At 41.3% G+C, this 13447-nt stretch carries 4 protein-coding genes; 1 reads left to right on the forward strand and 3 read right to left on the reverse strand.

From position 1 onward, the window contains the following. Positions 1-53 precede the first annotated feature (53 nt). From F3059_RS07790 to F3059_RS07800, 3 genes are all read right to left on the reverse strand, one after another. A complete protein-coding gene (locus F3059_RS07790) occupies positions 54-2657 on the reverse strand; it encodes a T9SS type A sorting domain-containing protein (RefSeq protein WP_151167934.1) in 2604 nt (867 codons plus the stop codon). A 136-nt stretch (positions 2658-2793) separates the two neighbouring features. Beyond that, positions 2794-8010: a fibronectin type III domain-containing protein gene (locus F3059_RS07795; protein ID WP_151167936.1), complete on the reverse strand. Its 5217-nt coding sequence runs from the start codon at positions 8008-8010 to the stop codon at positions 2794-2796. A gap of 325 nt (positions 8011-8335) precedes the next feature. Then, positions 8336-10372: a S9 family peptidase gene (locus F3059_RS07800; RefSeq protein ID WP_151167938.1), complete on the reverse strand. Its 2037-nt coding sequence runs from the start codon at positions 10370-10372 to the stop codon at positions 8336-8338. A gap of 199 nt (positions 10373-10571) precedes the next feature. Here F3059_RS07800 and F3059_RS07805 point away from each other — a divergent pair, with 199 nt between their 5' ends. Continuing rightward, positions 10572-13418 (forward strand): TonB-dependent receptor, encoded by a 2847-nt coding sequence (locus tag F3059_RS07805; protein ID WP_151167940.1) that lies wholly within the window; start codon positions 10572-10574, stop codon positions 13416-13418. Positions 13419-13447: the final 29 nt, after the last annotated feature.

Genomic DNA, 13447 nt, shown 5'->3' on the forward strand with positions numbered 1-13447 from the left:
GCATAAAAAAAGAGGCTCAGCTGAGCCTCTTTTTGTTTTAGTGAATGTCCTAATTACTGCTTGATCAATTTCATCTGACCTAATGATTCACCATCGATTCGTGCATCGATGAAGTAAACGCCACTTTCAAGGTTTGAGAGCGGTAAGTTTATTTGGTTCTGACCAGCAGATAATCCTTTTTGAATACGATCTACAACAGCTCCAGTAGTTGACATCACAGTCAGATCCACCTGAGCTTCATGATTGAGGTTGATCTGAATAGTCGTTCTGGTTTTAGCCGGGTTTGGATAAACCTTCCAGCTATCTACCTGAGCTAGTTTTTCTTCATTGCTCATGATAACGTCAATGAAGATTTCATCTCGGCCAACACAACCATTCTCGTCAGTTACTTCAACCCAAACAGTGTTGCTGGATGCAATCCCGTATTCAGTTGTTTGTGTGCTATCGCCATTACTCCAAATGTAAGACTCATAGCCACTACCTGCATCAAATGTATAAATGCCCGGTCCGTCATTGATATCACCTCCGAGATCAATATTTGGCGGGTCAAGTACTGTAACAGTTTTATCGTCAACGTTTTCGCATCCAAATTGATTTGTAACAGTGACCACATAAGTTCCTGATTGTTCAACATTTATTTGATCAGTTGTTGAGTTAGTTGACCAATTGTAAGAACTAAACCCAGTTCCGGCTGTAATAAGTAACTCTTCTCCTTCACAAATTACTGTATCACTTCCCAGGTTAACTGATGGGTCAGGATATCCAGCTAGTTGAACAGTATCAGAGAAATTACACCCAAATGGATCAACTACTGTTACACTGTATTGACCAGGGTTATTGATATTAATTTGTTGCTGAGAGCCACCTGTTGACCAATTGTAAGCATTGTTGAACGTAGTATCAGCAAGGTTTGTGATTACTTCTATTTGCATTTGTTCTCCCTGACAAAGACCAGTATCAGGAGTGTTTATCATAGGCCTGGGGTAATGAGCTAATACAATTGTATCTACTAATCCAAAACCGGCAATATTTTCGTAATCCAGTTCAGCTTGAGTAATGAAAAATTCATCTTCTCCTATAAAGCTATAAACCGAATCGGATTGTATTACAGATGCTCCCTGACTGTTTTCAGAAAGCCACTCATAAGTACCTTCACCTAATTGAGGGTTGTAGTTACCATCCTGACAAACAAAAACAGTATCGTTCACATTTAATTCTGGGTACGGAGAAATAGCAAAGTTATCAACTCCTACACCTTCATAGTTCAAGACTATATCTGATTTAAAGTTGAATCTAAATTGAACAGATGGTTCTCCCATTAAAGAATCTAGCTCGTGCTCTACTTCGACCCAGCCATTGTTATCACCATCCCATAAAAAGTCGGGTGAAAAAGTTCCGCCAAAAGTGTTGGAATTATTGTACCAATTCATACCTGTAGTATCTGAACCAACAGGAATCCATGTATTACCTGTATCCAGGCTTACCTGGAGCTGCATTCCGTCATAACCACTTTCTGAAGCTCTCCAAAGGTCAAACCTTACATTTGGTTCAACTGTTAAATTAGAAAAATCAAAACACGGAGAGTACAAATAGCTGTCCTCACTAGAGTTGTATGATCCAGTCAGGTTCGTAACCCATGCATTGGGTGAGCTCGCTGCAGAATTGATTGTCGTGTTATTTGGTATGCCTCTGGCCCATGAAGGTGATGCTCCTTCAACATTCCATTCAGAATAAGCATCATCAAAGTCATCGAGGTAAGGTAAACTAGAATATGTGGTAATATGATAAAAGGCCATCGGCTGTGAAAGAGTATCATTAGAAGCCACACTATCATTAGGAACATCAATCCAGGATTCAACTGTATACAAACCTTCATTTGAAGCATCGATCAAGTCATCAAATGCATACGTATAAGTTGAGCCGGGAGTAATTGTTGTATAAACACTATCAACAACAGTATCTGTACCATTCACTACGTAATAGGAGTAGATTGTATCAATATCGACAGTACCATTATTAAAAATATCAATTCTAACAGAATCTGATAGAGCCAAATCACAACTACTACCTAGTTGGTTAATACCGGATATTCCAGCATCTTTGACTTGAGGAGCTTGAAGAATATCAGCTGTGAAATCCATAAGAGACCCCCATGAAAATGACGAACATGAGTTAGCTGGAAGAGAGCCCCCTTCTTCCTGTAATACTCTCATCCTTGTACTACCAGCCGAAGCAAAATAAGGTACAGTAAAATTAAAAGTGACAGGACCAGACCAGTTTCCACTTCCCGGAGTTCCAGAAGAGGAGCCAATTAGCTCATTTGAATCAAATACTTGATTCTGGTTATAGTCAATCCAAACAGCTCCAACTCCTGGATAATCCAAACCACAGGTTCCAAAAGTAATATCCATACTGTAAGAGTTCCCGGGCATTAGTTCTACACTTTGTGCTGTTAAAGTATCAACACCTATTACGCCCGGACAGCCTGTGTGAGATATTGATGTAGCGTTTTCTCCGGTAATATCAACCTGCTCAACATTTGAGTCAGAAGTTGACGAAGGCCCCCCTGTACAATACTGAGCGAGCACTTTATCGGTTTTAAAACTTAGAAACGCCAATGCAGCAAAGGCAATGGCTCCTTGTAATTTGTGTTTCATAACGATTAGATTTTAAAATTTAGGCTAATAATAGCCATGGGTTAATTAGTTGTAAACCTAAATATTTTTTACTTATAAAAAAAGGGGTGTCAGCTAAAAAGCCAACACCCCTTTTATTATGATTATCTAGTTTGTACTACATCTTAGTAACATTGAATTGAGAGATACTCTCGTCATTCAACTTAACATTGATGATATACATACCATTTTCGTAATTACTCATATCAACCGGTACGATTTGTTGACCTGCTGAAGCTCCGTATTGTACCTGATCAAGTAACTGACCAGAAATACTGTAAACTTCAATCATCATTTCGCCACCTTCAGTGAGTGTCATATCCAACTTAGCGTTTCCTCGCGTTGGGTTAGGATACAACTTGATTGATCCCTGTACGAGATCTCTAACTCCTGTGTTGGCATCGATGAAAATCGTGTCAGTTGATACACACCCTTCAGCTGAAGTAACTTCTACTGAGAAATCTGATGGCACGTCACCATACTCAACGTCAATTTTTTGAGTTGATTCACCAGTATTCCAGTTATAAGTGTCACCGTCAGATCCGGCATCCAATGTAATCGTATAGCCTGGAGACATTGTTGTGTCATTTCCAAGATCTACAACAGGAAGCGGATTAACTGTAACTACTGCTGATGCAGAAGCTTCACAACCTGCTGCATTTGTTACTGTAACTTCATACGTATCATCAGTTGAAACTGTGATCGTTTGAGTTGTTTCACCATTACTCCAGTCATAGCTAGCAAAGCCAGCACCTGCATCTAGAGTAGTAGTTTCATCAGCACAAATTTCAGCATCATTGAGCGATACAGTTGGAACTGCATTTTCTGTTACTTCTAATGTGTCTGTAGAAAGGCAGCCATTTGCATTTGTAACCTCAACCCAGTATGTACCTGCTGTATTAACAGTTAGGGTCTGACCAGTTGAGTTATCACTCCAATTGTATGTAGCACCAGCATTTCCTGCATCCAATGTAATGCTAAACGCATCTCCTGCACAGTAAGCTGTGTCATTTCCAAGGTCTACCATTGGAAGTGCGTTTTCTGTTACTTCAAGAGTATCAGTGCTCACACAACCATTAGCATTTGTAACCTCAACCCAGTATGTACCGGCAGTATCAGCTACAAGTGTTTGGTTCATTGAGCTATCGCTCCAGATGTATGAAGCACCTGCGTTTCCTGCATCCAATGTGATACTAAATGCATCACCTGTACAGTAAGCTGTGTCATTTCCTAATGCAACCATTGGAAGTGCATTTTCTGTTACTTCAAGAGTATCTGTATCTACACATCCACCAGCGTTTGTAACCTCAACCCAGTACGTACCAGCAGTATCTACTGCGAGTGTCTGGTTAGTTGAGTTATCACTCCAGTTGTATGTAGCGCCAGCATTTCCTGCATCCAATGTGATACTAAATGCATCACCTGCGCAATAAACTGTATCGTTTCCTAATGCTACTGTTGGTAGTGGGTTAGATTCAAATGTAACCCTAGCTGGAGCGCTTTCGCAACCTTGTCCTGTAATTTTCCAGTCATAGAAGAAATAATAGAAGCCTGATAATGTTCCATCAGTTATTGTTACACTACCACTCTGGCTAACATATGGGAATGATGCACCGCCACTATTTCTATATAGATCTGAAACAGTAGAACCAGTTGCATTCATCTCATATCCAGTTCCTGCCGGAACGGTAATACCAACTGGAATCGTAATTTCTTCATCACTTGTTGTTGGATTCACTGAAACTACAGTTGAACCTATAGGATTTCCAGAATTATCTTCAATGTTAACATGAACATCACCTGCTCCTGTAACAAATACTGTTACAGAATCAATAACAGATTGTTGTGTTACATCAAAAACGAGTCCTGGAGTGAAAGATGAGTAAGCACCACCTGCTCCAAGTGCTGAATAATTGGTTGGCCCAACGCTATCTGGCACAAGGGGGGTAACAGTTGCATAAGCTGTATCAGCCTGATTGATAGTAAATGAAGCTGAGTCACCACTTGTTAAAAGATTCATTCCAGCATCATACCAGTTAACAACTTCTGTTGAAGTTGAGCTCACAACTAAAGTAGTATCAGTTCCATTACATGCCGTTACCATTGAAGGTAAGGTCGGTGTTGCCGGTAGAGGCGTAAATGTCACGGTTGGGACTATTGCTGTGTCATTTGACACTACTGCATCACCTGAAAGCATCGTGTAAGCTTCAAGACTAAAAGTACCACCTACAACTGTATTCAAAGTATCAATATTTACAGTATCAGTAGTACCAGCAACAAGAGTTCCGTTATAAGTTATGCTAGACGACCCTGTTGTTGAGCCTGTCCAGTCTACGGTGACATCGAAACCACTTTGATCAGCCAAACCAAAGTTCTCAATAATGACTGAAATAGTTGTGTTGCTGTCTCCACATAGAACAGTGTCTCCAATAAAGCCAACTACACCGATGTCATCATTTGGTTTGTCAAATACTTCTACATCATCTATTGACCAGTCTGCTTCAAAGTCATCTTTAATGTGCCAGAAGCGGAGCTTAACATTGCCACTATAAGATGAAAGATCGAGCTCTTTATTGAGATATGGATCAGATTCAGCAGTTTGTGTTTCTCCAACAATTGAATCTATCGTGGTCCATGAAGAACCATCCCATATATCGATGTATCCAGTGAGGTAGTCAGCACCAAACCTGTGATACCAGAACGATAGATAAGGATTGTTGAGCGATGAAATATCAACAAACGGAGACTCTAAAATTGCGGTGTCTCCTGCCGAACCATTAGAGGCTTCACTGTAAACGTAAATTCCGCTACCGGTTGTATGATCACCATCAGGACCTGTACTACCTGAAGTGGTAGTTCCCGTATTTGTGTGCCAATCGAAATCAGTAGATGAAACATCTACCCATCCGTTTCCAAATGCCCCTCCTTCAATACCGCTTGACAAACCTTCAAAGTCTTCAAAGTAAGGAGCAATGAAATAAGTAGTCGCTGTTGTTGGGCCTTCTACGAAGCTAGTGTCACCTACACCACAAACTGCAGATACATACACTTCATAAGAAGTTCCACTCATTAAGCCTGTAATCGTATCAGCATTCATGTTTTGTGTGATAAGGCTATCACCCATACCAGGTGTAAACCCAGCAGGACCGTACTCAATCACAAAATCAGTTGCTGTCGTTTGAGTTGAAGGCGTCCAGTTTACTTCTATTTCAGAAGTTGAAATAGCTGAAGCAAGGATATTATTAACACTAAAGCAAGTTGGAATAGCCTCATAATTGAAATCATCCAAATCTATCTCATCAAAGGATGTACTTGCACCTGCAGCAATAGCAATATGCTTGCTGTTTCCAATAAGTGCAGAATCATCTAAGTTGACAGTATACTGTGTATATACATCATCTAAATTCGTAGTTATCGTGTCTAAAACTACGAATGAACTACTGTTATTCGGATTTGACATAACACCAACATACAGTACATTACTGTTTTGGTCACCATCCTCGAAAGCAGCATAAAACTGAACTCTATTGTCATAGTCAGTTAAATCTGAGAACTCAGGGGATACTAGAATTGCCGTATCACCTGCGGCCATATCTACATCGCCAAACTCGACTTTATTTGGACCGGAGTAAGTAGTGAAGTCTTCAAGTTCAATCTCTGAAGCTTCATTTCCAGCTATATTCCAGCATGTAAAACTGAACGGATCAGCTGAAGGTTCCCCGTCAAAGTCCTCGAAATAAGGCGCAGTATATTGAGGACAAAGAGTCATAAATGTTACAGGCCCAGCCCAAACTGAAGTGTCATTATTACCACAAACCTCTCTTACATAAAAGTCATAATCTGTAGCTGGTGTTAACCCATTTAGCACAACAGAATCAGCATTTACTATAGTTCCAGTAGGTGCTGGAGTGCTACCTGCTGAAACAACCTGGTAGTCAAAGTCTGTTCCGGAGCCGTTAGGAGTCCAGTTCACTGTAGCACCAGCAGTACTGATGTTTGATGCTGTAACGCCACTTGGCGGAACACAAGATGGCCCTGAGTAAACTTCTACATTATCAATATCCCAATCATCATAGTTTGACCCTGTACCTATTGACGTAAAACGTACATTAAACTGGTTCGTCAAACCCGATGAGATCAAAAAACTATCTGTTTGCCATGTAGAAATACTGGCATCGTAAACCACTACTGTTTGGTATTGAGTACCGTCAAAATACTCTACAGTAAGAAAATCAGCTGGTGGCTCAGGGTCGTTGTTAGCACCCTCAGATATATCAAACTTCACCCAAACACTTGGTTGGCCGCTCACATCAATGGTTTGTGATGTCGCTATCCCTCCTGGTGTAGCCAAGCCATTAAGTCGTAAAAAACTCGTTGAGTTGGTTTGAAAGTTGTTATCAATCACAACCTCCGTGGTATCATTTCTTGACCAACATGAAGGAAAGCCCGACTCGAAATCTTCAATATATGGCAATGATGCTGAAAGACATTGAGTGGAATAATTGAAAGGTCCAACCCAGTTTGAAGTATCATTAGAACCACACACTTCTCTCACGTAAAAATCATAAGAAGTATTTGGTGTAAGTGATGATAGTACAACACTATCGTTAGATGTTAGTGTTCCAGCACCAGATGGTGTATTTCCCTGCGGAATATTAAGGTAAGTAAAATCTGACCCAGAACCTGAATAATTCCAGGATAGTGTTGCACCAGTTGCACTAACATTGTTCAATGCAATATTGGTTGGGTCTGGACAACTTTGATTCTCAACTTTTACATTATCAAGAATCCAATCATAACCCCAAGAACCATAAAACCTAAAAGCTACTTGTGCATTTGCAACTCCTTGAACAGAAGAGGTAATGTCTATAAGTTCGCTTTGTGGGTTGTTTGTTTCAGCTGTACCACTTAAAACCGTGTCCCATGAAGTTCCATTGTAAGCTAGAACCTCATAACCTGTCCCAGACCAATCATCGAAATAATGGTCAAAAGTCAAAATCACATTTGATGCAGAACTCGCGTCAAATACAGGTGATTGTAGAATTGCATCTTGTGAGTTACCTGACCCGTACCATCCACTGGGTAAGACTGCAGCTGGATCAGATATAGGAGAATTTAAAGTTGCCGAACTTGGATTATCAAATCTCCACACCTGTCCATTCTGAGCACTTGAGCTGTCAATATTCGACCACCCACTTGGTGGTGTGATTGAATCAACTGCTGTTGAAAAATCTTCATCGAAATACACCTGTGCATTTAGCGTGCTCACATTCATAGCGAACATGACGGCTAAAGAACACAAGACGACAAAGACTCTTTGTACATTGTTCTTCATAGTTATCTATCGATTAGTTAAACATTAATTAATTACAACATCATAAGCCCATCGCTTTGCAATGAGCTGTATTCTTTTAATTCTACTGGAAGAAATTTGTGACTTACGAGAAGTTTTGATTGGGGTGCTTCTCGTATTTGAAATTGAAATTTCGTTCCAGCTCTTCAATTAGTTGGCTTCAAATCTATGGTATAATTGGGGGTTTGTCAATATTTTAACAATTAATGTTATAGAGTAATTTTATTTTTCACGCTCTATCATAGGGATAGCAAGCTTTAACGGTTGGGTCATTTTTTTTAATTTCTAATCATATAATGATCATTTTTTACCTGTTTCTATTTTCTAGCATCAATAAAAAGGCATAATCTAATGCGGTTTCTCTCAATCTTTTGAATCTTCCAGATGATCCCCCGTGACCTGCATCCAAATTTACTTTCATCAACAGTAAATTTTGGTCTGTCTTTTTCTCACGCAGCTTTGCTACCCATTTTGCCGGTTCCCAGTACTGTACCTGTGAGTCGTGGAAACCGGTTGTCACCAATAGATTTGGATAATCTTTAGGCTCAACATTATCGTAAGGAGAGTATCGCAACATATAGCGATAGTATGTTTCGTCATTCGGGTTTCCCCATTCATCGTATTCTCCTGTAGTGAGCGGAATCGATTCATCGAGCATGGTGGTAACAACATCCACAAATGGCACGGCTGCTACTACTCCATTCCACAAATCGGGGCGCATATTGATGATGGCTCCCATGAGCATTCCGCCTGCGCTACCTCCTAATGCATAGAGCTGGCTCTGACCAGTATAGTTTTTCTCAATGAGGTGCTCAGCACAATCGATAAAGTCTGTGAAAGTGTTCATCTTGTTGAGCCACTTACCATCGAGGTACCAATCCCTGCCCAGGTCTTCACCGCCACGGATGTGTGCTATGGCAAAAATAAATCCGCGGTCGAGCAGACTCAATCTAATGGAGCTAAATGATGGATCGGTACTGATTCCGTAAGATCCGTAGCCGTAGAGTAAGAGTGGTTGGCTCTGACCATCACGGTGCATGTCTTTTTTGTAAACTAAAGAAATTGGAACTTGCTTTCCGTCACGTGCGGTTGCGTACAGTCGTTCGCTCTTGTATTCATCCTGGTTATATCCGCCAACAACTTCGTGCTGTTTGAGCAACTCCTGCTCGCGAGTTTTCATATTGTAGAGGTAAACGCTTGGCGGAGTGGTCAACGAGGTGTAACCATAACGAAGATTATCGGTATTGAAATCGGGGTTTATGCCGATGTAGGCCACGTAAGCGGGATCTGAAAATTTGATTTCATGCATATCGCCTTCCCACGGCCTGATGCATAAATTCACCAATCCGTTTTCGCGTTCTTCCGTCACCATGAAGTTTTGAAAAAGCTCCATATTCTCGATCATCACATCATCACGATGCTCAATGACAGATTCCCAGTTTTCCTGAGTTGTTTTGTACTCAGGAGTCTTCATAACCTTGAAGTTGCGGGCATCTTTATTGGTGAGAATGTAAAAGTGATCGTTGTAATGGGCAATTGAGTATTCGTGATCGCGCTCGCGTTTATCAAATAGCTGAAACTCTCCGTTTGGCTCATCAGCCGGCAAATAGCGATACTCGTTACTCACTGAGCTGGCCGATCCTATCATGATGTATTTCTCAGATTTTGATTTAAACGCGTAGCATAAAAAAGTGGCGTCTTTTTCTTCGTAGATCAGCTCGTCATCTTTTTGGTCAGATCCCAGGACGTGACGATAGATTTTACTGGGCCTCAACGTTTCGTCCTGCATGGCATAAAAAACCGTTTTGTTGTCATTGGCCCACGCTACTGATCCGGTAGTGTTATCCAATACGTCATCTAAAAATTCACCGTTTTCTAAATTTTTAAAACGCACCTTATATATACGCCTGCTCAAAGTGTCTTCTCCAAATGCGAGCAATTTGTTGTTCACACTCAAGCTCATACCACCTAATGAATGAAACTCTTTTCCTTCGGCTAGCTGGTTCTGATCGAGAATTACTTTCTCCTCTTTTTCCTCAACTTTTCTTCTCAGGAAAACCGGATATTCATTCCCTTTCTCAAACTTTGTGCGATACTCATAGCCACGTAGTGTGTAGGGAACAGACTCATCATCTTCTTTGATTCTGCCTTTCATCTCGGCAAAGAGCTTTTCCTGTAGCTCTTCAGTGTCCTTCATTTTTTCCTCAGTGAAAGCATTCTCATTCCTGAGGTGCTGAAGAACCTCATCACTCTCCCTGTCGCGCATCCAGTAAAAAGGGTCTATTCGAGTTTCGCCATGTGCAGCGAGTGAAAAATCTATGTGTTTTGCTTTTGGTGCATCCATTTGAAAGTATTTTTGCCAAATGTAGGATGTGTTTTTTGAATCGTTTAATTTTTTTCATGGTCTCAACCGATCACAAAATAATTGTTCGTTCATTTGCAATTATCACTCTACCCGACAACAAAAATTAAGTTGTTTTTGTAAAAAGGAACGTTATATTTGTATGCACGCATAACAAATTGGTTATGCATCAAACCAACCCATGGGAAAACTTTCATCATATCAGCTTCGCCCAATACTGGCGCTAATCTTTTGGGCACTTGCAGGATTTGCTTTTGGCCAAAACGTGATTGAAGGACAAATTATCGACAAAACAACTGGTGAAACGCTCATTGGCGCAACAGTTGTCATTAAAGGAACATCAACAGGTAGTACAACAGATTTTGACGGCAATTTTTCTGTAAAAACAGACAAAGAGCCGCCTCTCACACTTGTTATTTCCTTCATGGGTTACAAAAAGCAGGAGATTGAAGTCACTGATTTTTCTGATAAAATAAAAGTGAAACTCGAAAGCGATAACGTCCTTCTCGATGCTGTTGAAATTGTCGATACACGAATCACAGACCGCCAAAAACAAGCGCCTCTTACGGTTGAAACCATGGACGTCATCGCGATTAAAGAAGCGCCTTCGGGCAATTTTTACGAAAGCCTGGGAACATTGAAGGGTGTCGACATGACAAGTGCTTCGCTCGGTTTCAAAGTGATCAACACCCGCGGATTTAACAGTACATCTCCGGTCAGATCCTTACAGCTCATCGATGGAGTGGATAACCAGTCTCCCGGATTGAATTTTTCGCTGGGTAACTTCCTGGGAGCAAGCGACCTCGATGTAAAAAGCGTTGACATCGTTGCCGGAGCGAGTTCTGCCTATTACGGACCCGGAGCATTCAACGGGGTCATCAACATGACGACTAAAGACCCGTTTGTTTTTCAGGGTTTGAGCGGATCAGTAAAAGTAGGAGAAAGAAACATGCTTGAAGGCGCAATACGCTGGGCACAGGCAATTAAAAATAAAGACGGAGAAGAAAAGTTTGCTTATAAAATCAACGCTTTCTATCTACAGGCCAATGACTGGGAAGCAGAAAACTACTCGCCCGTTTACGATAGCGAGTCTGCTCGATCAAACCCCGGTGGCTACGATGCGGTTAACATCTACGGTGACGAGCGAGTAGAGTCAAACGCTGATGAATCTTCAGCTTTTGGAGCTATCGACTATCCCGGACTCAACACTTTTCACAGAACGGGCTACAAGGAAGTGAATTTAGCAGATTACAACACTCAAAACGCAAAGTTGGGAGTAGCTTTTCACTATAAATTCAGGGAAGACCTCCGCGCAATTGTAGCTTCAAACTACAGCACCGGAACTACCGTTTACCAGGGCGATAACCGATACAGCTTAAAAGACATTCAGTTTTTTCAGAACCGATTTGAAATCCGCCAGGATGACAAGTGGTTTTTCAGAGCTTACGCCACTCACGAAAACTCAGGTAATTCTTATGACATCGTCACAACAGCCATTCGCTTGCAAGAAGCCTCGATGGGTGATGTAGAATGGAATGAAGCTTACAAACAAACGTGGGGATCAGTTTTAGGTCCGCAGGTCACAACACTACCCGGCTATCCCAATCGCTTCAATTACGACAACGCGCAACAATGGCAAGAGATTGGGCTCAACCCATTCCTCAGTCAATACAGAGACTCTATTGTTCGCTTTCATCAATTGAACAGGCAGTATATTGACTCACAACTAGTGAGTAAAGATCAGGCTCGTTATTACCCTGGAACCGCTCGATTCGACAGCGCTTTCAACAACATCACCTCTAAAAAATTCACCGATGGTGGCTCACTTTTTTACGATCGCTCAGCTCTTTACCACGTTCAGGGTGAATACAAATTTGAGCCTTCGTGGGCTACAATTCGGGTTGGTGGATCAGCAAGACTTTACACTCCTGATACGCGCGGAACCATTTTCAATGATACATTGGAGTACACCCGTCAACAAACAGATACCGGAACGATTATAACAGATTCAGCTTACAAAGAGATCACCAACTTCCAATACGGTGTTTATGCCGGTTTAGAACGGTATTTTTTCAAAGAGCAACTCAAAGCCAGTGCGACACTCCGCATGGATAAAAACGAAAACTTCGACTATATCTACAGCCCGGCTCTGACCATGGTTTACACACCAAATGAAAAGCACACATTCAGAACCACTTTCAGCTCGGCTGTGCGGAACCCCACAATGGCAGATCAATTCCTGTATTACGATGTAGGTCGCGCTATTCTGCTTGGCGGGCTCAACGGCTACGATTCGCTCGTTACGACAGAATCGTTTGAGTCAACGCTTTCCTCACTCAACCAGGATTCGCTCGATTATTTCAATGTAGACCCTATCAAGCCTGAGCAGGTTAGAACTGTTGAGTTGGGATATCGAGGAATATTCAATAAAAAAGTTTTCGTTGATGCATCTTATTACCATAGCTGGTACACGAACTTTATCGGGTATCAAATCGGTATTGATGCAGAGTTTAACAACCTCAACTTCTTATCTGGGTTTCAACCTTATCGAATTTCATCAAATGCCCAATCTACTGTGACAACGCAGGGCTTCTCAATAGGCGCAAATTACTACTTTGCTAAAAAATTAACGCTTAATGGTAACTACAGCTGGAACAAATTAGTTTCAGGTGACGATGATCCAATTATCCCTGCGTTTAATACGCCTGAACACAAGTACAACCTGGGAATTAGCGGTCGCGAACTATCGTGGGGCTTTTTGCCAGTGCCGGGATTCTTCGGCTTTAGCGCAAACTACAAATGGGTTGAAGGGTTCATCTTTGAAGGATCCCCTCAGTTTACCGGGCCAATTGACTCATACGGATTAGTTGATGCACAAATCAATTATAACTGGCCCCGCATCAATACAACCTTTAAATTAGGAGCTTCTAATTTACTGAATAACGAGGTTTACCAGGTTTACGGTGGACCGAGAGTAGGCAGACTCGCTTACTTCTCAATTTTGTACGAATGGAAAAGAAAAAGATAAAAAACTAAATTGTATCTTTCTTAAATTAA

It is taken from the genome of Salibacter halophilus (genome assembly GCF_008806325.1).
GTDB lineage: Bacteria > Bacteroidota > Bacteroidia > Flavobacteriales_G > Salibacteraceae > Salibacter > Salibacter halophilus.